22 protein-coding genes, 1 tRNA gene and 2 riboswitches are annotated in these 22,839 nt (G+C 67.5%); of the genes, 13 read left to right on the plus strand and 10 right to left on the minus strand.

Annotation, left to right across the window (positions count from 1 at the left end; translation table 11 throughout):
- Positions 1-255: 255 nt before the first annotated feature.
- Both metK and ahcY read left to right on the plus strand, forming a co-directional pair.
- Positions 256-1,473 carry a methionine adenosyltransferase gene (metK, locus tag ACFPN1_RS08230; RefSeq protein ID WP_386754379.1) on the plus strand — a complete coding sequence of 406 codons (1,218 nt, stop codon included), beginning with the start codon at positions 256-258 and terminating at the stop codon, positions 1,471-1,473.
- 168 nt (positions 1,474-1,641) lie between these two features.
- Positions 1,642-1,726, plus strand: a riboswitch (S-adenosyl-L-homocysteine riboswitch).
- 47 nt (positions 1,727-1,773) lie between these two features.
- Positions 1,774-3,219, plus strand: coding sequence for an adenosylhomocysteinase (gene ahcY / locus ACFPN1_RS08235; RefSeq protein WP_386754381.1), 1,446 nt, complete (start codon positions 1,774-1,776; stop codon positions 3,217-3,219).
- Positions 3,220-3,704: 485 nt separating this feature from the next.
- Here ahcY and ACFPN1_RS08240 read toward each other — a convergent pair whose 3' ends face one another.
- The 3 genes from ACFPN1_RS08240 to ACFPN1_RS08250 all read right to left on the minus strand — a co-directional run bounded on the left by ACFPN1_RS08240 (position 3,705) and on the right by ACFPN1_RS08250 (position 6,492).
- Complete coding sequence (locus ACFPN1_RS08240) at positions 3,705-4,454, minus strand: LytR/AlgR family response regulator transcription factor (RefSeq protein WP_386754382.1); 750 nt, start codon at positions 4,452-4,454, stop codon at positions 3,705-3,707.
- Positions 4,455-4,462: 8 nt separating this feature from the next.
- On the minus strand, positions 4,463-5,500 hold the full coding sequence (locus ACFPN1_RS08245; RefSeq protein ID WP_386754383.1) for a sensor histidine kinase: 1,038 nt from the start codon (positions 5,498-5,500) through the stop codon (positions 4,463-4,465).
- Between the two features lie 71 nt (positions 5,501-5,571).
- Positions 5,572-6,492: an alpha/beta fold hydrolase gene (locus ACFPN1_RS08250; protein WP_386754845.1), complete on the minus strand. Its 921-nt coding sequence runs from the start codon at positions 6,490-6,492 to the stop codon at positions 5,572-5,574.
- A 234-nt stretch (positions 6,493-6,726) separates the two neighbouring features.
- Between ACFPN1_RS08250 and metF the strand changes: the two genes are divergently transcribed.
- From metF to ACFPN1_RS08270, 4 genes are all read left to right on the plus strand, one after another.
- The gene (metF, locus tag ACFPN1_RS08255) at positions 6,727-7,557 is read left to right on the plus strand and encodes a methylenetetrahydrofolate reductase [NAD(P)H] (RefSeq protein WP_386754384.1); all 831 of its coding nucleotides are present in this window, start codon (positions 6,727-6,729) and stop codon (positions 7,555-7,557) included.
- Positions 7,558-7,670: 113 nt separating this feature from the next.
- Positions 7,671-8,327 (plus strand): hypothetical protein, encoded by a 657-nt coding sequence (locus ACFPN1_RS08260; protein WP_386754385.1) that lies wholly within the window; start codon positions 7,671-7,673, stop codon positions 8,325-8,327.
- A gap of 85 nt (positions 8,328-8,412) precedes the next feature.
- Positions 8,413-9,009: a DUF4124 domain-containing protein gene (locus tag ACFPN1_RS08265; RefSeq protein ID WP_386754386.1), complete on the plus strand. Its 597-nt coding sequence runs from the start codon at positions 8,413-8,415 to the stop codon at positions 9,007-9,009.
- 190 nt (positions 9,010-9,199) lie between these two features.
- Entirely contained in the window at positions 9,200-10,117 is a 918-nt protein-coding gene (locus ACFPN1_RS08270) for a branched-chain amino acid transaminase (protein ID WP_386754387.1), read from the plus strand.
- Between the two features lie 51 nt (positions 10,118-10,168).
- On the opposite strand, the gene ACFPN1_RS08275 is transcribed toward ACFPN1_RS08270, so the two are convergent.
- From ACFPN1_RS08275 to ACFPN1_RS08300, 6 genes are all read right to left on the minus strand, one after another.
- Positions 10,169-11,506: a sensor histidine kinase gene (locus ACFPN1_RS08275; protein ID WP_386754388.1), complete on the minus strand. Its 1,338-nt coding sequence runs from the start codon at positions 11,504-11,506 to the stop codon at positions 10,169-10,171.
- Between the two features lie 103 nt (positions 11,507-11,609).
- Positions 11,610-12,290, minus strand: coding sequence for a response regulator transcription factor (locus ACFPN1_RS08280; protein ID WP_386754390.1), 681 nt, complete (start codon positions 12,288-12,290; stop codon positions 11,610-11,612).
- 393 nt (positions 12,291-12,683) lie between these two features.
- Complete coding sequence (rimK, locus tag ACFPN1_RS08285) at positions 12,684-13,628, minus strand: 30S ribosomal protein S6--L-glutamate ligase (RefSeq protein ID WP_386754391.1); 945 nt, start codon at positions 13,626-13,628, stop codon at positions 12,684-12,686.
- On the minus strand, positions 13,625-14,173 hold the full coding sequence (locus tag ACFPN1_RS08290; protein WP_386754392.1) for an ATP-dependent zinc protease family protein: 549 nt from the start codon (positions 14,171-14,173) through the stop codon (positions 13,625-13,627). Before ACFPN1_RS08290 ends, rimK begins: the two co-directional genes overlap by 4 nt.
- A 99-nt stretch (positions 14,174-14,272) precedes the next feature.
- Positions 14,273-14,346, minus strand: a tRNA-Gly gene (locus tag ACFPN1_RS08295).
- A 118-nt stretch (positions 14,347-14,464) separates the two neighbouring features.
- Positions 14,465-16,294 carry an autotransporter domain-containing protein gene (locus tag ACFPN1_RS08300; protein ID WP_386754393.1) on the minus strand — a complete coding sequence of 610 codons (1,830 nt, stop codon included), beginning with the start codon at positions 16,292-16,294 and terminating at the stop codon, positions 14,465-14,467.
- Positions 16,295-16,456: 162 nt separating this feature from the next.
- Here ACFPN1_RS08300 and thiS point away from each other — a divergent pair, with 162 nt between their 5' ends.
- The 4 genes from thiS to ACFPN1_RS08320 all read left to right on the plus strand — a co-directional run bounded on the left by thiS (position 16,457) and on the right by ACFPN1_RS08320 (position 20,779).
- Positions 16,457-16,657 (plus strand): sulfur carrier protein ThiS, encoded by a 201-nt coding sequence (thiS, locus tag ACFPN1_RS08305; protein ID WP_386754394.1) that lies wholly within the window; start codon positions 16,457-16,459, stop codon positions 16,655-16,657.
- A gap of 144 nt (positions 16,658-16,801) precedes the next feature.
- A riboswitch (cyclic di-GMP riboswitch) is annotated at positions 16,802-16,891 on the minus strand.
- A gap of 228 nt (positions 16,892-17,119) precedes the next feature.
- On the plus strand, positions 17,120-17,926 hold the full coding sequence (locus ACFPN1_RS08310; protein WP_386754395.1) for a thiazole synthase: 807 nt from the start codon (positions 17,120-17,122) through the stop codon (positions 17,924-17,926).
- A gap of 154 nt (positions 17,927-18,080) precedes the next feature.
- A complete protein-coding gene (gene trmB, locus ACFPN1_RS08315) occupies positions 18,081-18,812 on the plus strand; it encodes a tRNA (guanosine(46)-N7)-methyltransferase TrmB (RefSeq protein WP_386754396.1) in 732 nt (243 codons plus the stop codon).
- Positions 18,813-18,931: 119 nt separating this feature from the next.
- Complete coding sequence (locus tag ACFPN1_RS08320) at positions 18,932-20,779, plus strand: SLC13 family permease (RefSeq protein ID WP_386754397.1); 1,848 nt, start codon at positions 18,932-18,934, stop codon at positions 20,777-20,779.
- 7 nt (positions 20,780-20,786) lie between these two features.
- Here ACFPN1_RS08320 and ACFPN1_RS08325 read toward each other — a convergent pair whose 3' ends face one another.
- Positions 20,787-21,131, minus strand: coding sequence for a Rieske (2Fe-2S) protein (locus ACFPN1_RS08325; protein WP_386754846.1), 345 nt, complete (start codon positions 21,129-21,131; stop codon positions 20,787-20,789).
- A 115-nt stretch (positions 21,132-21,246) separates the two neighbouring features.
- On the opposite strand from ACFPN1_RS08325, the gene ACFPN1_RS08330 reads away from it, so the two are divergent.
- The 3 genes from ACFPN1_RS08330 to mscL are packed head-to-tail and all read left to right on the plus strand — an operon-like array spanning position 21,247 to position 22,725.
- A complete protein-coding gene (locus ACFPN1_RS08330) occupies positions 21,247-21,531 on the plus strand; it encodes a hypothetical protein (RefSeq protein WP_386754398.1) in 285 nt (94 codons plus the stop codon).
- A gap of 3 nt (positions 21,532-21,534) precedes the next feature.
- Positions 21,535-22,272 (plus strand): fumarylacetoacetate hydrolase family protein, encoded by a 738-nt coding sequence (locus ACFPN1_RS08335; RefSeq protein WP_386754399.1) that lies wholly within the window; start codon positions 21,535-21,537, stop codon positions 22,270-22,272.
- Between the two features lie 48 nt (positions 22,273-22,320).
- On the plus strand, positions 22,321-22,725 hold the full coding sequence (mscL, locus tag ACFPN1_RS08340; RefSeq protein ID WP_386754401.1) for a large-conductance mechanosensitive channel protein MscL: 405 nt from the start codon (positions 22,321-22,323) through the stop codon (positions 22,723-22,725).
- Positions 22,726-22,839 lie beyond the last annotated feature (114 nt).

Here is a 22,839-nt window from a genome sequence, read left to right on the forward strand (position 1 = left end):
CGCACCGCGGCGGGGCGGCAACCGTCGCAGGGGATCTGCGCGCGCATCCACGCCTTCCGGGCCGTCCGGGTCGACTCCGCAAGAGCGCCCCGTGGGCGCGACCGGCCGCAGTCGCTGCCGGGTCGTGCCCGCGGGCGCTCCTGCGCGGGCCGGGAGGCGCACAATGGCCGGGCTTCATGCGCCAGCCAGCCTGGGGCTGTATGATGCGCGGCCATCTTTTCATCCCCATGAAGGGATCAATCAAGGAACCCCTCGATGTCCACCAGCTATCTCTTCACCTCCGAATCCGTCTCCGAAGGCCATCCCGACAAGATCGCCGACCAGATCTCCGACGCGGTCCTCGACGCGATCCTCGCGCAGGACAAGCGCGCGCGCGTGGCCTGCGAGACGCTGGTGAAGACCGGCGCGGCGATCGTCGCCGGCGAAGTCACCACCTCGGCGTGGGTCGACATCGAAGCGCTGGCGCGCAAGGTCATCAACGACATCGGCTACGACAATTCCGATGTTGGCTTCGACGGACACACCTGCGCGATCATCAACATGCTCGGCAAGCAGTCGCCCGACATCAACCAGGGCGTCGACCGCAAGAAGCCGGAAGAACAGGGCGCGGGCGACCAGGGCCTGATGTTCGGCTACGCCTGCAACGAAGCCCCGGAATTCATGCCGGCGCCGCTGTACTACTCGCACCGTCTGGTCGAGCAGCAGGCGAAGGTGCGCAAGAACGGCAAGCTCAAGTGGCTGCGTCCCGACGCCAAGTCGCAGGTCACCCTGCGCTACGAAGGCAACAAGATCATCGGCCTCGATGCCGTCGTGCTCTCGACCCAGCACGATCCTGACATCAAGCAGAAGGACCTGGTCGAAGCCGTGCGCGCCGAGATCCTGGTGCCGGTGCTGCCGAAGAAGTGGCTGGAATCCCTGTCGAAGAACAAGGTGCACATCAATCCGACCGGCAAGTTCGTGATCGGCGGCCCGGTGGGCGACTGCGGCCTGACCGGCCGCAAGATCATCGTCGACAGCTACGGCGGCATGGCCCGTCACGGCGGCGGCGCGTTCTCGGGCAAGGATCCCTCGAAGGTCGACCGTTCCGCGGCCTATGCCGCGCGCTACGTGGCGAAGAACATCGTCGCTGCGGGCCTGGCCGACAAGTGCGAAGTGCAGGTCTCGTACGCGATCGGCGTGGCCGAGCCGACCTCGATTTCGGTCACCACCTTCGGCACCGGCCACATCGGCGACGACAAGATCGAGAAGCTGATCCGCAAGCACTTCGACCTGCGCCCGTACGGCATCACCAGGATGCTGGATCTGGAGCACCCGATCTACCAGGCCACCGCCAGCTACGGCCACTTCGGCCGCAAGCCGAAGGAAGTCAGCTACACCGACGGCGCCGGCAAGAAGCAGAAGGCCACCGCCTTCTCCTGGGAAAAGACCGACCGCGCCGAGGCGCTGCGCAAGGACGCCGGGCTCAAGAAGTAGAACCTTGCCTCGCTGAGGCGTTCCTTCTCCCCGCCTGCGGGGAGAAGGTGCCCGAAGGGCGGATGAGGGGACGGGCCGCAAAGCGGCCCGTTGCCTTTTGGACGCTGCAATCCCGATGCCCATTCATCGAACCTGCAACCGCCCAACGCGCTAAAATCCCGCCCCTGCCCCGCCGAGGGGCGCTGCGACCGCAATGAAGTCACTTGCGGCCAGGCTCGGCGAGGTTCCAACGCACCAACGGCGCCCGTTACTGCAAGTCACGCCATTCCGGCGAACGACTTCCAAACAACGGAGCTACAAATGAACGCCGTACCGAAGACCTTCTCGACCGAAGGCGATTACAAGGTCGCCGACATCTCGCTGGCCGACTGGGGCCGCAAGGAAATCGACATCGCCGAACACGAGATGCCGGGCCTGATGTCGATCCGCCGCAAGTACGCGCCGGCCAAGCCGCTCAAGGGCGTGCGCGTGACCGGTTCGCTGCACATGACCATCCAGACCGCCGTGCTGATCGAGACGCTGCGCGACCTCGGCGCCGACGTGCGCTGGGCCTCGTGCAACATCTTCTCGACCCAGGACCATGCCGCCGCCGCGATCGCCAGGTCGGGCACGCCGGTGTTCGCGTGGAAGGGCGAAACGCTCGAGGAATACTGGGACTGCACGCTCGCCGCGCTGACCTTCCCGGGCGACAGCACCAATAAGTACCGGGGCCCGCAGCTCGTCGTCGACGACGGCGGCGACGTCACCCTGCTGATCCACAAGGGCTATGAGCTCGAGAACGGTTCGGACTGGGTCAACACGCCCTCGGCGAACCACGAGGAGCAGGTGATCAAGAACCTGCTCAAGCGCGTCCACGCCGAGCGGCCGGGCTTCTGGGCCGGCGTCGTCAGGGACTGGAAGGGCGTGTCGGAAGAAACCACCACCGGCGTGCACCGCCTCTACCAGCTGGCGCAGGAAGGCAAGCTGCTGGTGCCGGCGATCAACGTCAACGACTCGGTGACCAAGTCGAAGTTCGACAACCTCTACGGTTGCCGCGAGTCGCTGGCCGACGGCCTCAAGCGCGCGATGGACGTGATGCTGGCCGGCAAGGTCGCCGTGGTGTGCGGTTACGGCGACGTCGGCAAGGGCTCGGCGCACTCGCTGCGTGCCTACGGCGCGCGGGTGGTCGTGACCGAGATCGACCCGATCAACGCCCTGCAGGCCGCGATGGAAGGCTTCGAGGTCAACACGATCGAGTCCACGCTCGGCCGCGGCGACATCTACGTCACCACGACCGGCAACAAGGACGTGATCACGCTCGAACACATGCAGCAGATGAAGGACCAGGCTATCGTCTGCAACATCGGCCACTTCGACAACGAGATCCAGGTCGACCGCCTGAACAACAGCGGCGCGGCGAAGCTCAACATCAAGCCGCAGGTCGACAAGTACACCTTCGGCAATGGCAACTCGATCTTCCTGCTGGCCGAAGGCCGCCTGGTCAACCTGGGCTGCGCCACGGGCCACCCGAGCTTCGTGATGTCGAACTCGTTCTCCAACCAGACCCTCGCGCAGATGGATCTGTGGGCGAACAAGGACACCTACGAGCCGAAGGTCTACATCCTGCCGAAGAAGCTCGACGAGGAAGTCGCGCGCCTGCACCTGGAAAAGATCGGCGTGAAGCTGACCAAGCTGACGCAGGAACAGGCCGATTACCTCGGCGTGGCGGTGGAAGGGCCGTACAAGCCGGATCATTACCGTTACTGATCGGCTGGTGGACTCGATGTTTTTTGGGAAACGGGCGCTTCGGCGCCCGTTTCTTTTTGGGTCTGCAAGGCAATGGCAAAAGCCAAGTCACTGGATCCCCGCCTTCGCGGGGATGACGAGCAAGAGCAAGAGCAAGAGCAAGAGCTAAGCGCTAAGAGCTAAGAGCGAAGGCAAAGAGCAAAGAGCAAAGAGCTAAGAGCGAAGGCAAAGAGCAAAGAGCGAAGAGCGAAGAGCGAAGAGCGAAGAGTTTTCCGCCCGAAGCGGCAATGAACATGCTCGCGATTAGCGCTGCCCGCCGGGCTGGGGGTTGCGGAGAGCGGGCCATGGATGGCCCGCGGCCCGACTAGAGGCAGGACTGCCGTCCGGAGGGTCGCAGCAACCCCCAGCCCGGCGGGCGGCGCGTCCATCCGAAGCCAACGCTCCTGCGCTCCTGCGCTCCTGCGCGCCTGCGCTCCTGCGCTCCTGCGCTCTTGCGCTTGCGTTCCCTACAACGCCAACCGCTCCCGCAACTCCCGCGCCTGCCGCCGCGACACCTCCACGACGCTGCCGTCCTTCAGCGTGAGGTCGTATCCGTCCCCCACTGCGAGGTCGATGTTCTTGACCATGCGCAGATTCACCAGCGTGTTGCGGTTGGCGCGGAAGAACAGCGACGGATCCAGCCGCGCTTCGAGCGCACTCAGGCTGCGCGCCAGCAGCGCATCCTCACCGCGGAACCACACGCGCGCGTAATTGCCGTCCACCACGATGCGGCTGATTTCATGCAGGGCGACGAACCAGCACTGTTCGCCGTCGCGCAGGAAGACCTGATCGTTCGCGCCCAGCAGGCCGCGCGGCTCGCCCACGGGCGGCTCCGTGCCCGGCCGGCGATCCTGCGCCCGCGCGATCGCCGCGGCCAGGCGTTCGGGGACCACCGGCTTGACCAGGTAGTCGAGGGCATTCGCATCGAACGCACGCACGGCGTAGTGATCGTAGGCCGTGGTAAAGACCACCAGCGGCGCACGGTCGAGGGCGTCGAGCACGTCGAAGCCGGTGCCCGACGGCATCTGGATATCGAGCAGCACCAGGTCCGGTTGCAGCTTCGCGATCGCCGCGACTGCCGCAGGCACGTCATCGGCTTCGCCGATGCATTCCACGCCGGGCACGTCGGCGAGCAGCGTGCGCAACTCCTGCCGCGCCAGACGCGTGTCGTCGACGATGAGCACCCGCAGTGGCGAGCGGCCCGAGCCAGAGCGCATGCCGGCGCTCACTGCGCGATCTCCAGGCAGGCCAGCACGCGCGGGCCGTTCTGTTGCAGTTCGAAACGGCTGCCCTGTTCGCGCGCGAGGCGCGTGCGCAGGTAGGCCAGACCAACGCCGTGACCGCTGCCGGACTGGTCGAGGCGGCCGGGATTGCTGACTTCGATGGCGAGCTTGCCGTCGTGGCGCCAGGCAGCCACGCCCAGCTCGCCGCCGCCGGGCGTGCGCGCGATGCCGTGCTTGATCGCGTTTTCCACCAGCAACTGCAGCAGCATCGGCGGCAACTGCGCATCCAGCGCATCGCGGGCGATGTCGCGATGCACGCGCAGCCGCTCTTCGTAATGCACGCCCTCCACCGCGAGGTAGTCGTCCACCACCGCGAGCTCCTCGCCCAGCGAGGCCGATTCGCGCTGGCTGTGCTCCAGCGCATGACGGAGGATGTTCGACAGACGCGTCACCACCTCGCGCGCCCGCGCCGGCTCCTCATTGATCAGCGCGCGCACGTTGTTGAGCGCATTGAAGACGAAGTGCGGGTTCAGTCGCGCCCGCAACGCATCGAGCTCAAGCGCGTTGTGGCGCGATTCCGCGCGCAGACGGGCCATCTCGCTGTGACGGCGGTGGCGCAACAGGTGCCAGCCCGCCCACGCGGCCACCCACAGCCACAGGATCAGCGAGACCTGCACCGCATACACGATCGCCTCGCGGATCCCGTAGGTATCGTTCGGCAGCAGGCGATAGAGGCCGAGCATGTCGGCGAGGGTGATCACCACGCGCACGCCGAACTGCACGACGAAGGCGGCGATGACCACGCCCGCCGCGAGACGCAGCAGCAACGCACCGGCCCCAAGTCCGAACCAGTTCCGGCGCAGCGCGATGGTGCGCAGGATGCCCGTCGCCAGCCACAGCCCCGCACCGAGGCTGCCGGCCAGCCAGCGCGCGGCCGATACCGGGCCGCCCATCATGCTGAAACTGACCAGGACGAAGCCCGCGTAAAGGGACGCCGGAATGAGGTTCAGCAGGGCGAAGCGGACATCGGCGCGCGTCATGAAGCGGTGTTCCCTTCTGGATTCGGTGCGTCACACAAGCGACGGCCGGCGATTGCCGGCCGTCGCGCGGATTACTTGCCGGTGCCGATGAAGTCGCGCACCTGCTGCTGCAACCACTGCGGGTCGTCCCACATCAGGAAATGGTAGCCGGCTTCGCTCATCTCCACGCGCACGCCGTCGAGTTTCGCGTATTGCGCCTTGTAGAGCTGCGCGGTCGATTCCTTGGTCACGCCGTAGGGCGCGTACGCGGCCCAGGCGCCCAACACCAGCGTCGGCACGCGGATCTTCGCCACCTCGCCGCGTAGGTCGGTGGTCATCATTTCGTACATCGCTTCGGCCGTGATCGTGCGATCGCTGGCATTGCCCCAGGTTGCGAGCGTTTCCACACGCTTGGGATCGTGCGCCATGCCCTGCAGGTTGGCGGCGACGCCGGCGCGGTAGCCGGCCTCGTCCTGCGCGAGCATCTGCTTGCGCATCGCGTCGGCCATCGGCTTCACCTGTTCCACGGTCGCGGCCGGATTGCGCACCGCACCGAGGAACGCGAGCGCATCGACGATGACCACGCGCTCGAACCGTTCCGGTTGCCTGATCGCCATCTGCAGGGCGAGGAAACCGCCCAGGCTGTGGCCCATCACCACCGGATGCGCGAGCTTGCGGGCGTCGATGTAGGCGAGCAGGCGGTCGCGCATGTCGTCGAGCCATGCCGCCTTGTTCGCGTCCGGCGTCAAGGGCAGGCCGGCAAAACCGGGCAACGTGACGATATGGCACTGCACGTGGTCCTTCTGCAGCGCGGCGCAGGTCTCGGTCCAGGTTTCGCCCGCGCTGTTGAGCCCCGGGATCATCAGCACCGGACGCCCTTCGCCCACCACGTCGACCTTGAGGCCGCGGAAGTTTTCCGGCGTGGCCGCGTGCGCGCCCTGCCAAGTCGCGAACGTCAGCGCGAAGCCAAGGGCGAACAGGCGGAAGGCCTTGCGGAAGGATGAGCGGAACATCGACTGGAACATGGACTCGATCGGCGATTGCATGAAGGGCTCCTTGCGTTGGTGTGGACACAGCGTGGCCGCGGTCCGCGACGCGCGCCGGAACCGGATGACGAGCGGCCGCAGCCCATGGCGAACGGCGGCAAGCCGCGACCAGCGGCGGCGGCACACCAAGGTCGAATCGTTATTTCCTGTCATCGCGATGAAGCGATAGACTGCGCCGGACCTGGATTCCCCCGCCCGCGCATGCCCCTTCCTCCCCTCAGCTTCGAGTTCTACCCGCCGAAGACCGACGAGCAGCGCGCGCAGCTGGACAAGACTGCGGCGCGCCTCAAGGCCTTCCGACCCGAATACGTGTCGTGCACGTTCGGCGCCGGCGGTTCCACCCTGTCGTACACGCCCGAGACCGTGGAGCGGCTGCACGCGCACCACGGGCTCGATGCGGCGCCGCACCTGTCCTGCGTGGGCGGCACGCGCGCCGAACTGGGCGAACTGCTGGTGCGCTACAAGGCGATGGGCTGCCGCCGCATCGTGGCGCTGCGCGGCGACCTGCCGTCGGGCATGGGACGAGCGGGCGACTTCCGTTACGCGTCCGACCTGGTCGGGTTCATCCGCAGCGAATACGACGGCTTCTTCCACATCGAAGTGGCGGCGTACCCGGAATGCCATCCGCAGGCCGAGGACGCGCTTGCCGACCTGCGCAACTTCAAGCGCAAGATCGAGGCCGGCGCGAACGGCGCGATCACCCAGTACTTCTACAACGCCGATGCGTATTTCCGCTTCGTCGACGACGTGCGCGCGCTTGGCGTCGAGGTGCCCATCGTTCCCGGCATCATGCCGATTTCCAACTTCACCCAACTGCGGCGCTTCTCCGAAGCCTGCGGCGCGGAAATCCCGCGCTGGATCGGCAAGCGCATGCAGGCTTTCGGCGACGACATCGACAGCGTGCGCGAATTCGCCGCGGACCTGGTCGCGGGCCTGTGCCGGCGCCTGATCGATGGCGGCGCTCCGGGCCTGCACATCTACACGCTCAATCTGTCCAGGCCGACGATCGGCGTGCTCTCGCGCCTGCAGTAGCGAACTCACCCGCGTTCGACGTCGCTGAACCTTTCGCTTGCGGCCAGCGTCGGTTCAGCCTGAACTGCACTCCGCATACGTGCCATTGACCGTGCCGACCGGAACATCGCGGCGTGTTCCGTCCGATCGCATGTGCCGTGAAGCCGACCATTCCCGCCTTGTTTGCCGCGCTCGCGCTGACGACGCTGGGATCGGCGCCGGCTCCCGAAGCGATGGCATCCGGCGAACCCGCCATCCAGCGTTGCGAAGCCGCCGACGGCAACGCGCTGTATACCGACAAGCCCTGCGCGGCCTTCCACGCGCGACCCGTGCGCATTTCCGACGATCTGTCGCTGCGGCTCGCGCTGGCGAAGGCGGGCGAGCGCGCGGACGCGCTGGAGGTGACCTACCGCGATGCATCGGAACCGCTGCAGACAACCGCAACCGGCCGACGCTCTGCCGCGGCCGGTTGCGCGCAATCCCCGCAACAGCTGTCGCGCGACCTTGCCGGCGCCTTCGCCCTGCACGACGTCAACCGCATCGCGGAGAGCTACCACTGGGTCGGGATGAGCAATCGCCAGGCCTTGCCGGTGATGAAACAACTCGAACGCCTGTCCGCGAAGCCACTGGCCGATGCGCGCTTCCTCGCCGCATGGATCGGTTCCGGCGAGGAAGCCGCCGATGCGATTCGCAGCGATGCCGGCCTGATGCAGCTGGTCTTCGCCGGCGACGGTCGCATCGTGGATTTCGGCGTCCGCCGTTATGCGGGCTGCTATTTCATCGCCGCCTGAATTCGCAGCGCACGACGCCGACGACTTCGCGAATCGCGCACCAACGCACTTTTCGCCCGTGACCCGCGGCGCTAGGCTGCGCGCCATGTCGTTGCGGCCGCTACTGCCCGCTTTTTTCCTGTGCGCGCTGGTGCTGGCCTGGCCGCACGCGGCACAGGCGCAGGTGCGGCATTGCGTGACGGCGAGTGGCCAGACGATCTTCACCGATCGCCATTGCGAGGAGGTCGGCGCGGTAGAGCGGATACCGCCCAGTACCGAGGCCGCGCCGGGTGCGCAGCTGCACCGCGGTTGCGCGCGCACCGTGCAGGATCTCGCCTACGAAATGCGCAACGCCATCGACACCCACGACGCGAACCACCTGGCCGCCCTCTATCACTGGCCCGGCACGTCGGCCGACGAGGGATTTCGCATCTGGACGCAGCTGGACGCGATCGCCAATCGCCCGTTGGTGGACATCGTGCCGGTGATGCCCACCACGCCGGCGCCGGAGCAAACGACCAGCGGCGACGCGGCCGAGAGCGCAGGCGCCGCTCCTGCCGACGGCAACCTGTATCCGCAGACCACGGTGCGCCGCGACCCGGTGGGTCTGCGCGTCGAGCAGACGCTGCGCGACAGCGCGACGCCTTCGCAGACCGTGTTCGGCCTGACCCACTACTTCGGCTGCTGGTGGGTGCGGTACTAGCGGAATCGGCGTCGCTCCTGCCGCGCGCGAGCGTGCCGATCCCACGACATGCGGCACCGTGCGGTTGCGTGCGGTGTCGAAGCCCGAATCGCCGGATCTCACCGCGCGGAGGGGCGTCGCGCCATCCCGCGGTTTCGTCGGCGCAAAGCCGGGGCGCTAAACTACGCATCTTTCCCCCGCGAGAACCGGCATGGCCATGCACTACCCCGAATGGATCTGGCACAACGGCGCGATCAAGCGTTGGGCCGAGGCAACCACGCACGTGATGTCGCACGTGGTGCATTACGGTTCGTCGGTGTTCGAGGGCATCCGCACCTACCAGACGCCGGACGGTCCGATCATCTTCCGCCTCACCGACCATAACCGGCGTCTGTTCGCATCGGCCAAGATCTACGACATGCCGATGCCGTATTCGCTCGACGAGATCAACGCGGCCTGCCGCGAGGTGATCAAGGCGAACGGCAACACCACCGATTACCTGCGTCCGGTCGCCTATCGCGGCCTGGGCGGTTTCGGCCTGTCGGCCGACACGCCCACCGACGTCGCCGTCGCCACGTGGAAGATGGGCCAGTACCTCGGCGCCAGCGTGGTCGAGGAAGGCATCGACGCCTGCGTGTCGAGCTGGCAGCGTTTCGCGCCCAACACCCTGCCCGCGGGCGCCAAGGCCGGCGGCAACTACCTGTCCGGACAGCTGGTCGCACGCGAGGCGCGCCGCCTCGGCTTCGGCGAAGGCATCGCGCTGGCGTCCACCGGCCTGCTCAGCGAAGGCGCGGGCGAGAACCTGTTCCTGGTCTTCGACGGCGCGCTGCACACCTCGCCGGTGAGCGCGGCGCTGCTCAACGGCCTGACCCGCAACAGCATCATCACCCTCGCCCGCGACAACGGCATCGAAGTGATCGAGCGCGATCTGCCGCGCGAGTACCTGTACCTCTGCGACGAGCTCTTCATGTGCGGAACGGCGGCGGAGATCACCCCGATCCGCTCGGTCGACGGCCGCCAGGTCGGCACCGGCAAGCCGGGCGCGGTCACGCGGCGCATCCAGGAGCTGTTCTTCGGCCTGTTCGACGGCCGTACCCCGGACAAGTACGGGTGGCTGGAAGCGCTGTGACGCTGGAACGAAAAGAGCCGGGCAACCGGCTCTTTCCCTTTGCGGTCCGGGTCAGGCCAGCGTGGTGTCGCGGCCGAAGGTGAGGATCGCGACCACGCCCTTCGCCGCACCGGGCAGCACCCGCACGTCCCAGCCGTAGAGGTCGCACAGGCGGCGCACGATCGACAGGCCGATGCCGCCGCCCTGCGAGTGGCCGGCGTGCGTGCCGCGATAGCCGCGCTCGAACAGCTTGGCCGCATCCTCCTCGCTGAGCCCGGGCCCGGAGTCGATCACCTCCACCGCCTGGGGATGCATGCGCACCACGACTTCGCCCTGCGTGGTGTATTTCACGGCGTTGCCGATCAGATTGCCCAGGGCGACCGACACTGCCGATTCCGGTGCGTCGACCACGAGTCCGCGCTCGCCTTCCAGCCGCAGGTCCAGCGGCTTGCCGCCCAGCTGCGCGCGATGCGCGTCGAGCAGCTGCTCGGCGACCTTGCCGACGTCGGTCGCACCGTGGCCGCGCTCGCTGCGCGACAGCAGCAGCAACGCACTGATCAGGTCGGTGCACTGCTGCTCGGCGCGCTGGATGCGCTGCAGCCGCGACCGGGTCTTGTCGTCGAGGTCCGGTTTCGACAGCAGCAGTTCGACCGCGCCCTTGATCACCGCCAGCGGCGTGCGCAGTTCGTGGCTCACGTCGGCGTTGAACTCGCGGTCGCGCTGGACGACGTGGGTCAGGCGCTCGGCATAGTCGTCGAGGGCTTCGGCGAGCTGACCGACTTCGTCGTCGGGGAAATGCGAGGCCAGGCGTTCGGGCTCGGAGCTGCTGCCGGACTGCTGCAGGCGATTGGCCAGTTCGGTCACCGGGCTCATCACGCGCGAAGCCGCCCACAACCCCACCACCAGCGACAGCAGGGTGAACACGACCACCGACAGGTAGATGGCGCGGTTGAACTGCTCCTCGCCGCGCATGGTCTGGGTCATGTCGTAGGCGAGGAAGAACCATGCCTGCGGCGTCTTCCGCACGGCCAGCTTGTAGCTCAGCGGCTGCCCCTGTTCATCCGTGCCGACGATGCCGTGGATGCCGTCGGACAGTCCGTACCACTCGGGACGGTTGATGCGGACGGAATCGAACTTGTCCGGCGTGTACACGAACGCGCGCATCTGGCTGACCGCGAATTCCGGATTGTTCGGGTCGCGGGCAAAGGCCTGGGCGTAGGCGCTGATGTTGCGGTTCATCACGTCCTCGACCAGCGCGTTCTCCACGCGCGAACGCGTCCAGTTGGTCGCGTAGGCGAACAGCGCGGTCAGGCCGAAGCCGAGCAGCACGAAGGCGAGGATGATGCGGCTGCGCAGCTGGCGCCGGTATCGGGTCTTGCGTTTGCGTGGTGCCGCAGCGTCGTAGGACATGTCAGCCAGGGGTGGACCGTGCGCGTCGCACACGGCATGCCGGTGGCGCCACCGGCCGGTAGTCGTGGATCACGTAGCGCCCCGCCCTGCGCCGTGCTGGCAGTCAGCCGTTTTCCGGCGGGGCGATGCGATAGCCGATGCCATGGCGCGTCTGGATCAGCGGCGTGTCGAAGGGCTTGTCGACGACCGCACGCAGTCCGTGGATATGCACGCGCAGCGAATCCGAATCGGGCAGTTCCTCGCCCCACACGCGCGTTTCCAGTTCCTGACGCGTCACCACGGCGGGCGAGGCCTCCATCAGCGCCTGCAGGATCTTCAGCGCGGTCGGGTTGAGCTGCAGGAGCTTGCCCTGGCGGCGCACTTCGAGCGTGTCCAGGTTGTATTCCAGGTCGGCGACGTTCAGCACGCGCGTCTGCACCCCGCGGCCGCGGCGCGCCAGCGCATTCAGCCGAACCTCGACTTCCTGCAGCGCGAACGGCTTGATCAGGTAATCGTCGGCGCCGGAGTCGAAGCCGGCGAGCTTGTTGTCCAGCGAGTCGCGCGCGGTCAGCACCAGCACGGGAGTCTGCTTGCGCGCTTCGTTGCGCAGCTTGCGGCAGACTTCGAGGCCGTCGAGCCCCGGCAGGTTCAGGTCCAGCACGATCGCATCGAATTCGTGCACGACCGCCAGGTGCAGCCCGGTGATGCCGTCGGCGGCGAAGTCCACGGTGTGGCCGCGGTCTTCGAGGAAGTCGCCAAGGTTGGCCGCGATGTCCTGGTTGTCTTCGATGACGAGGATGCGCATGTGTCGGTCCGTCTCAGGTAGGGCTTCGACCGTGCGGCCGCCGCCGGGTTCCGGATGGCTTGCGTCCGGAGCATCGGCGTGAAATTAACAAATCTGCTCGAAACGATCCCGTGACCGTCGGTTTCGCGCCTTCGCGGGCATCGGAACTGCGCTCGCGGTCGCGCAGAAAAGAAAGACCCGGATGCGGGGCCGCCGCATCCGGGTCAAAAAGGGTGTTGCCCCGATTACCGTCATCCTGCGACCGACTGTTGACGAGGAAGCAGCGGGATTCCGGTGTGCTCAGGCTACGCCTGCCGGAACTAAAAGTCCGTTAAAAGGGGCATGTAAAATTTCGTTATTTCGCCGTCGCCGCCGTCATTCAACGCCAGCATTTAACAATTAACTGATTGATTTTTAAAGATAATTTTCGACGATAATTTTTTCGTTAAGACTCCGCCCCACTCCGATCGGGCGGGGGCTCCGGCGCCGGAACCGGGCGCCGACGAATTCGATCACGGCCGCCGCCACGTCCACGCCGGTGGCGGCCTCGATGCCTTCCAATCCCGGGGATGCGTTGACTTCGAGCACCAGCGGACCGCGCCGCGAGCGGATCAGGTCGACACCGGCGATGCCCAGGCCCAGCGCCTGCGCCGCGCGTATCGCCACGTCCTGCTCGATCGCGCTCGGACGCACGCCCTTCGCGCTGCCGCCGCGATGCAGGTTGGAGCGGAAGTCGCCCTTCGGCGCCTGTCGCTTCATCGCCGCGACCACGGCATCGCCGACCACGAAGCAGCGCAGGTCGGCGCCCTTGGCCTCGGCGACGAACTCCTGCACCAGGAAATTCGCATACAGCCCGCGCAATGCCTCGATCACGCTGCGCGAGGCGGAAGGCTTTTCCGTCAGCATCACGCCGGCGCCCTGCGTGCCCTCGTTCAACTTGATGACGTGCGGCGGCGGTCCGAGCATCGCCAGCAGGTCGTGGGTATCGTCCGGGTTGTCGCCGAACACCGTCACCGGCAAACCGATCCCCTGCGCAGCGAGCAGCTGGTGGCAACGCAGCTTGTCGCGCGCCTTGAGGATCGCGTCGGAGGGATTGGGCGTGAAGCTGCCCATCAGCTCGAACTGGCGCAGCACGGCCGACCCGTAACGCGTCACCGAGGCGCCCACGCGCGGAACGACGGCGTCGTAACCGGCGATGGGGCGGCCCTTGTAATGCATGGCGAAGCCGTCGCTGGCGATGCGCATGTAGCAGCGCAACGGATCGAGCACGCGCACGCTGTGGCCGCGCTCGCGGGCGGCCTCCACCAGGCGGCGGGTCGAATACAGCTTGCTGTTGCGCGAGAGGATCGCGAGTTTCATGGATGGCGCGAAGGAGTAGCCGGCAGGCGTTTGAACAGGCGCATCGCCGCGACGTCGGCGGCCCGGGCGATCGTCGGACCGGCGGCGGCCGGGTCATGCCGGCCGTGCAGGTAGGAACGCCCGGGATCGACGGTGAAGCGGCCGGACATCGCGGTGCGTCCCAGCAGCATCGGGAACAGCATGCGCTGCCGGTCGGTCAGGTTGATTTCGATTTCGCGTTCCACGCCCGCCAGTTGCAGCGTGGTCCGCAGGAAGATCCGTCGCGTGCGATGCCCGCCGGAATCGATGACGTCACGTTCATCGAATACCGGTGCCACCGCCTGCACCAGCGCCTCGCCGTGGCCATCGTTGCTGAGCTGGAAGCCCACCCACGGCACGCCGCGTTCGATGAAGCGCCAGTAGCGGTCGACATGCAGCGCCGAACTGCGCGCGCCACTGTCGATCTTGCAGCGCACGGCGGGCAGGCCGAGCCGCGGCAGGCAGGCCCACTCGCGCCAGCCGAGGACGATCCGTGCAGGAATCCCGTGCGAACTCTGTTGCGCCACGCCAGTTTCCTTCCGGAAGGAAAAACGGCAGTCACTGTGACGCGACTGCCGTTACGGTTGTGTTGCTTCCCTTCGTGGCCGTTTCGGAAGCGTTGAAGTTGGAGCGGGTGATGGGAATCGAACCCACGCTATCGGCTTGGGAAGCCGAAGTTCTACCATTGAACTACACCCGCACGGCGCGTGCCTGCCGGATCAGTCTATGCCCCGCTCCGGTGCATTGGCAACGCGAGCGGCCGCCGGAAAGACGAAGGGCCCCGCAGGGCCCTTGTCTGCTTTACGTGCCGGAATCGGTCAGAACGCCGAACCCAGGGTGACGAACACCGTCGCGTTGTTGCCGCCGGTCTGGCCGACGGTGGTGCTGCCGCCGATGTTGGCATCGAGACCGAAGATCTTGCTGCGCACGCCGAGGGTGAACGTGCCGTAGTCGTGGTCGAATTCGACGCCGGGCACGGCGTACGGCATCGCGACCGGCAGCGACTGCACCTGCGCCCAGGCTTCGCGCGGCGAATCCTCGAATTCGCGGTCGACCGTGAGGCGTGCGTACGGACGCGCGTGTTCGCTGATCAGGTAGTGCGCCTGCCAGCCGATGCTGCCGATCAGCGAATCGAAGTCCTGGTCGGGATAGGCCAGCGAGGTGGACAGTTCCGGATCGCTTTCGGCGAAACCGTCGATGCTGATCTTCTGCGCGAGCACCGACACGACCGGGCCGTGGCGGAACACGTCGCCGCCGAACTCGTAGCCGGCATTGATGCCCACGCTCAGGTTGTCGCCGTCGGCCGAACCGTGGTGCGTGCGCACCGCCGGGCCGAGGACCACGTCGCGGTCGATGTCGAAGTCGATCTGCGACCAGCTCACCTGCGCCGACACCGAGGCGCGCGGCCCGTACCAGCCGAAGAAGCCGCCGATCGTCGCTTCGCTCTGGTCGAAGCTGCCGCCGCGACGGCCCCAGTCGAGCGCCTGGCGGCTGAATCCGCCGAACGCGCCCCACGCGAAGTTGCGGTTGGCCCAGTCCACGCCACCGACCACCGCCGGACCGGCGCCGTCATACAGGTCGCCGTGGTCGTAGCGCTGGAAGTCGCCGCTGCCGTCGATCCACCAGCCCAGGTTGCCTTCGTCACCCGACAGGTTGTCGATGTGCGACGCCACGCGATCGGCGCGCGCGCGTCCGACCATCGACGCCGAATTCGGCAGCACCGCGATCTGTCGCGGCGCCTCGAGCACCGAAACGGCGTACTGCGAGAGGATCGCGTGGGCTTCGCTGCTGGGATGCACGCCGTCGGCGAACGCGCGTCCGCTGCCGGTGCTCACGCAGGTGAGCGAGGTGCCGGCGCAAGCCGGAAGCACCGCGCTGTTGAAGCCGTAGGTTCCCGGGTCTGCGCTGATCTCGCGCAGCAGGTGGTAGGTATCCAGCGGAATCACGCGCAGGCCCTGCTGCGCCAGGCCGCCGAACAGGGTCTGGTTGTAGCCGTCGACCAGCGCAGTGATGCCGGCCGAACCCGCTGGCCCTTGCGACACGCCGAACGGCGTAAGGCCCACGTCCGGCATGGTCGGCACCAGGATGTAGCGCGCGCCGGCGTTGGTCAGCGTGCCCACCAGTCCGACTTCGGCGGTCGCCGAGGCCAGGAACTGCTGCGGCGTCGTCGCGCCGTTGAGGGTGAAGAACAGATCGTTGGCCCCGCCCCAGACCGTGTAGAGCGCGTTCGGATCGGCGTGTCCGCCGTTGCGCGCGAGGTAGGTCTGGATCTGCGTGGTGAGCGAGGGCGCGAACTGCGTGGGCGGAGTGGGCGGGAAGCCCGCGCCGTTCACGATGGTGGCGCCGCCGGCGGCGTAGTTGGTGCCGTCCTGGAGGACGATGCCGCCGCTGGTCAGGCCCCATGCGGACGCCGCGCCGGTGCCGTAGAAGTCGGCCAGGTATTCCGACCACACCAGGCCGGGATTGGTCGTGAAGCGGCCGACAATCGCCGCGCTCGGGCCGGCGTTCTCCACCAGGAAGGGCCGGTAGAAGCCCGAGTCGGTCAGGCTGTCGCCGAAAAAGACCGTCTGCGAATAGGTCTGCGCGAAGGCCGGCAGCGAGGCCAGCGCCAGGGCGGCGGCAAGCAGGCGGCGGACGGGTTTCGTCATTTGGTTTGTTCCCCTAGTTGTCGGTGGAGTCGCGCCGTTTCCTTGGCATACGTCGGCGCATGGCGACGCATCGAACCACGCCGTGCCGCGCCGCACAAGCGGCAACGCGGCAACGCACCGCGCGTGCTGGCCGCGACGCGCGCGGGCGACGACAATGGCGCCATGGAAATCCTTCTGAACGGCGACCCGCGCGAGGTCGCCCACCCGCTGACCGTGCTGGAGCTGCTCCGGGCCGAAGGCCTGGGCGAGCGCCGGGTCGCGGTCGAAGTCAACGGCGAGATCGTGCCGCGCAGCCGCCACGCGGAACACGCGCTGGGCGCGGGCGATCGCATCGAGATCGTGCACGCGCTGGGCGGCGGCTAGCCGGAGCGGCCGCGCTCCGGGCAGTCGCGCGCGGCGCAAGCGCCTTCTCGTGCGTGGTTCGTTGCAGACCCGCGCTGCGGCGCGTTCGTCCCCTTCGCACACCGCTTTCGGCGCGGCGCGGTGACGCGCGGTAAACACCGGCGGTAAGGAAGTCCGGCCATCGCGAGCGGAGGGAGTCGCCCGGGATCCGTGGCTTTGCGGCCCCGACTCGCGCCGGGTGTGCCATTGGCGTACCGCACGGTGTAAACCGCGCGTAGCAAGAGCGTTTTGCCGGTGGGAGCAGCGCAGGGGAACGCTCCCCCGATCCGGGCCAGTTGCATCCTGCTGACTGGTCCCAACGCAGGCACATGCCGGCAACGGCCACGATCACCACGCGAGCCGGCGACCACGCGACGAACGGTCATGCGGCCGTGCCGCGATCGGCAGGCCCGGACGCCGCGGGCCCGCTGCTAAAATTCGCCCATGACCCTCCCCGCCCTTTTCGCGCCGCCCGCGGACCCCCTGGTCATCGCCGGCAAGGCCTATTCGTCCCGTCTCCTCACCGGAACCGGCAAGTTCAAGGACCTCGACGAGACTCGCCGCGCCACCGACGCCGCCGGCGCGCAGATCGTGACCGTCGCGATCCGCCGCACCAACATCGGCCAGAACCCGGGCGAGCCCAACCTGCTCGACGTGCTGCCACCCGACCGCTACACCATCCTGCCCAACACCGCCGGCTGCTACACCGCCGACGACGCGGTGCGCACCTGTCGCCTCGCGCGCGAACTGCTCGACGGCCACACGCTGGTCAAGCTCGAAGTGCTCGGCGACCAGAAGACCCTCTACCCCGACGTCGTGCAGACCCTCGCCGCCGCGGAGACGCTGGTGAAGGACGGCTTCGACGTCATGGTCTACACCAGCGACGATCCGATCCTGTGCAGGCGCCTGGAGGAAATCGGCTGCGTCGCGGTGATGCCGCTCGCCGCGCCGATCGGATCGGGCCTGGGCATCCAGAACCGCTACAACCTGATCGAGATCATCGAGAACGCGAAGGTGCCGATCATCGTCGACGCCGGCGTGGGCACCGCCTCGGATGCCTCGATCGCGATGGAGCTGGGCTGCGACGGCGTGCTGATGAACACCGCGATCGCCGGCGCAAAGGATCCGGTGCTGATGGCGCACGCGATGAAGCTCGCGGTCGAAGCCGGGCGTGCGGCGTTCAAGGCCGGCCGCATTCCGCGCAAGCGTTACGCCAGCGCTTCGTCGCCGGTGGACGGGCTGATCGGGTGAGCCGGTGCAGCTGTGAGCCGGAATGTTGCGAGCCACTGGCTCGCGCACCGGCGAACGCCCGGCCATGGATGGCCGGGCCGGGCGTTCCGCAGGCGGGAGGGCGCGCGATGGAAGGCGGCCGTGACCCTGCAGCAACTCTTATGCGAATACCCGCTTGACTGATACCCAAGACCACCGCAAATCCCCGCCCAAGCCCTTCACCATCGAGGAAGGCCATCGCAAGGTACGCAGCTTCGTGCTGCGACAGGGGCGTTTCACGCCGGCGCAGCAGCGCGCGTTCGACGAGCTGTGGCCGCGCTTCGGCCTCGACTACACCGGCGCGCCGCGCGACTTCGACGCCGTGTTCGGACGCAAGGCCGGACGCGTGGTCGAGATCGGCTTCGGCAACGGCGAAGCGCTCCGCTACGCGGCGCAGCACGACAGGGAACGCGACCTGATCGGCATCGAAGTGCACGCACCCGGCGTCGGCCGTCTGCTCAATGCGCTGGCCGAGGACGGCAGCGACCACGTGCGCGTGTACCACCACGATGCGGTGGAAGTGCTGACGAACGAGATCGCCGACGGCTCGCTGGACGAAGTGCGCATCTACTTCCCGGATCCCTGGCACAAGAAGCGCCACAACAAGCGTCGCCTGGTGCAGCCGGAGTTCGCGCGCCTGATCGTGGCCAAGCTCGCGCCGGGCGGGCGCTTGCACCTCGCCACCGATTGGCAGGACTATGCCGAGCAGATGTGGGATGTGCTCGACGGAACTGAGGGCATCGTCAATCGCGCCGGGGAGCGCGGATCGGTGCCGCGACCGGAGTGGCGCCCGCAAACCCATTTCGAGACCCGCGGCCAGAAGCTCGGCCACGGCGTCTGGGATCTGCTTTACGACCGGGATTCGTGATCCGTGATTCGTGATTCGAAACAGCTGGGAGTTTTCGAATCGACGGCATCCGGCGAGGCCGGCGGCGCCCGCGATGCTGTCCTCCGAATCACGAATCACCAATCACCAATCACGGCCTGATGGACACCGCCCTCCCGCTCACCACCGACATGAAGCTCGTCCTCGGGCTGGTGGTGTTCACGATGGTGATGTTCCTGTTCGAGCGCATCCGCGCCGACGTGGTCGCGCTGGTCGTTCTGGTGCTGCTGGGCCTGTCCGGCCTGGTCGAGCCGGAACTGCTGTTCAACGGCTTCTCGGGCAACGCCGTCATCACGATCATCGCCACGATGATCCTCGGCGCGGGGCTCGACCGCACCGGCGCGCTCAACCGCCTCGCGGGCTGGCTGTTGCGCCGGGCCAACGGCATCGAGCAACGCCTGCTGCTGTTCACCACGGCGATCGCCGGCCTGAATTCCTCCTTCATGCAGAACCCGTCGGTGATGGCGCTGTACATGCCCGTCGCCTCGCGCCTGTCCTCGCGCACCGGCCTGTCGCTGCCGCGCCTGCTGCTGCCGATCGCGGCCGCGATCGTGATGGGCGGCGCCCTCACGATGGTCGGCAATTCGCCGTTGATGCTGCTCAACGACCTGCTGCTCGCCGCCAACGCCAACCTGCCTTCCGGCGCGGCGACCATCGTGCCGCTGAAGATGTTCGCGCCGCTGCCGATCGGCCTCGCGCTGCTGGCGGCATCGCTCGCCTACTTCCACTTCTTCGGCGACAAGCTGCTGCGCGAGAAGGAGGAAGCCGGCGGCGGCGCCACGCCCGCGCGCACGCAGAGTTATTTCGCCAAGACCTACGGCATCGAGGGCGATGTCTACGAACTCACCGTCAGTGCCGACAGTCCGCTCGTGGGCATGTCGATCGGCGAGGCCGAGGCGCTGCGCGGCGCGCCCCTGCTGCTCGCGCTGAAGACCGGCGACGAATCGCGGCTCTCGCCACCGGCCGATGCGCGCATCTGGGTCGGCAGCGTGCTCGGCGCAATGGGCGACAAGCAGGCGGTCGCCGACTTCGCGCAGAACAATTTCCTGCGCCTGAGCTCGCGCCTGCGCAACTTCGCCGACCTGTTCAATCCCAGCCGCGCGGGCATTTCCGAAGCGGTGATCCCGCCCACTTCGAAATTCCTCGGCATGAAGGCCGGCGACCTCGGCCTGCGCAAGAACCTCGGCCTCAGCCTGCTCGCGGTGAACCGCGACAAGCAGGTACTGCGCGAAGACCTGCGCAGCGTGAGCCTGCGCAGCGGCGACATGCTGGTGCTGCACAGCATCTGGACCGACCTGGCCGAAGCAGCCGAGAGCAAGGACCTGGTCGTCGTCACCGACTATCCCAAGGGCGAGCAGCGTCCGCACAAGCTCAAGATCGCGCTGGCGATCTTCACCGTGTCGATGCTGCTGGCGCTGTCCTCGCGCCTGCCGGTGTCGATCGCGCTGATGACCGGCGTCGCCGGCATGCTGATCGCCGGCGTGCTGCAGATCGACGAAGCGTATTCGGCGATCAACTGGCGCACCGTGTTCCTCATGGCATGCCTGATCCCGCTGGGCTGGGCGATGGATTCCAGCGGCGCGGCGGCCTGGGTCGCCGGACACTCGCTCGAACAACTGCCGCGCGGCACGCCGGTGTGGATGCTCGAGCTGCTGGTCGGCATCCTGACCACCGCGTTCTCGCTGGTGATCAGCCATGTGGGCGCCACCATCGTGATGGTGCCGCTGGCGATCAATCTCGCGCTCGCCGCGGAAGGCAATCCGACCGCATTCGCGCTCATCGTCGCGCTCTCGGCGTCCAACAACTTCATGACCGCATCGAATCCGGTGATCTCGATGGTCGTCGGGCCCGCGGGTTACACCGGCAAGGACATGTGGCGCATCGGCGGGCCGTTGTCGCTGGTCTACACCGTGGTGATGGTGGCGATGGTGGAACTGCTGTTCCGCTGATCCGCGCTCAGCCGGCCAGCCACACGTAACCGTCGCGCACTTCCACCGGCACCGAACGCAGCGCTTCGCCGCGACACGGACCAGCCACGCATTCGCCCTGCACCAGTTCGAAGCTGGCGCCGTGCGCCGCGCACACCAGCAGGCCTTCGCGGCTCTTGAGGAACTGCCCCGGCGCCCAGTCCAGGCGACGTCCCGCATGCGGACAGACATTGAGCCACGCGCGCACCGCGTCGCCGTCGCGATGCAGGATCAGCGATTCGGCATCGCCCTCGACGACTGCCTCGGATTCGGCAAAACCGCCGTCGGCGATGGCCTCCAGGGCGATCAGGGCGGCGTCGGGTCGGGGTTCGATTGTGGCCACGGTCTCATTGCTTAACGCAGTTCTCACACTTCACCTGGAGGTGCGACGGATACTGCGCCCCCGGTCCCTGCGACCGGATTGTGTCACCACAGGGGTCCTCGACGAAATGTTCGCTCACGCCTTCCGCTTCGACCAGTTCAATGCCCGCGTGCGCAACACCTTCTCGGCGCCGCGCAAGCCGCGTCACCGCGTGCTGCGCGTGTTGCTCGGCCTGATCGGCCTGACGCTGCTGGCCGTGCTGGTGATGTTCGGTGTGTTCGTGGGCGCCGCGATGGTCGTCGGCGGCCTGCTGTTCAAGTTGTGGAAGCAGCGCGGCAAGCCCGTGGCGCGCGATCCGCGCGTGCTCGACGGCGAATTCCGCACGGTCGATCCCGTTTCGCTGCCGCGCTGACGCATGCACGACGTCGTCGCGGCGCCGCCGCAGCCGCGCGTGCCGGTGCAGGGCACCGGCCTTCCCGCCGACAGTCGGTTTCCCGTCCACCGCATTTACTGCGTCGGCCGCAATTTCGCCGCACACGCGCGTGAAATGGGCGCGACGCCGCCTTCGTCCGGGCAGCGCGGCACGCCCACCTTCTTTCTCAAGCCGGCCGATGCGATCGTCACCGACGGCCAGGTCGTCTATCCGCGCGGCACGCGCGAACTCCACCACGAAGTCGAACTCGTGGTCGCGCTCGGCCGCGATGCCGAGGGCATCGTCGCGGTCGACGAGGCGATGGCGCTGGTCTACGGCTACGCGGTCGGCCTCGACCTGACGCGCCGCGATCTGCAGGCCGCGGCCAAGGCGAAAAGCCTGCCGTGGGACACGGGCAAGTCGTTCGAACACGCGGCGCCGATCGGCGCGATCGTGCCCGCCGCGGACCTGGGCGCGATCGACGGCGCCGCGCTCACGCTGCGCATCAATGGCGAAGTGCGCCAGCACGGCCCGCTCTCCGACCTGGTCTGGAACGTCGCCGACATCCTGCACGAACTGTCGAAGCTGTACGCATTGCGCGCAGGCGACCTGGTCTTCATGGGCACGCCGGAAGGCGTGGGCCCGCTGCAGCCCGGCGACGTCTTCGAGGCGCGCCTGGATCGCTCCGGCCGGCCGCCGGCCCTGCTGCTGCAAGGCCGCATCCTGCCTGCAACCGCTTAGGTATAGTCGGCCGCGGTCGTTTCGTGCCGTCCAACCCGGGAGGACAAGATGGGTCTGATTGCGGAGTTCAAGGAATTCGTATCGCGCGGCAACGTGCTCGATCTCGCGGTCGGTGTCGTGATCGGCGCGGCGTTCGGCAAGATCGTTACGGCCTTCGTCGACAAGATCATCATGCCGCCCGTCGGTCTGCTGGTCGGCGGCGTCGACTTCTCGAAGTGGGCGATCACGCTGAAGGAAGCCACCGTGGATGCCGCAGGCAAGGAAGTGCCGGCGGTGGTGCTCGGGCTGGGCGAGTTCGTCAATTCCATCATCCAGTTCCTGATCATCGCCCTGGCGATCTTCCTGGTCGTCAAGGCGGCCAACCGCGTGCGCAAGCCGGCCGACGCCGCGCCCGCAGCGCCGGCGGAGGAAGTGCTGCTGCTGCGCGAGATCCGCGATTCGCTGAAGCGGTAACGCCGGCGTTCGCGCCAGCCGCAAGCGCGATTCGCGGCTGCCGCCAAAAACTCTCACGCCTGCGATGGCGTGATGCACAACGGCAACGGGCCGCGGGCGGTTAAGCTCGCGGTT

It is taken from the genome of Lysobacter yangpyeongensis (genome assembly GCF_042655745.1).
GTDB lineage: Bacteria > Pseudomonadota > Gammaproteobacteria > Xanthomonadales > Xanthomonadaceae > Agrilutibacter > Agrilutibacter yangpyeongensis.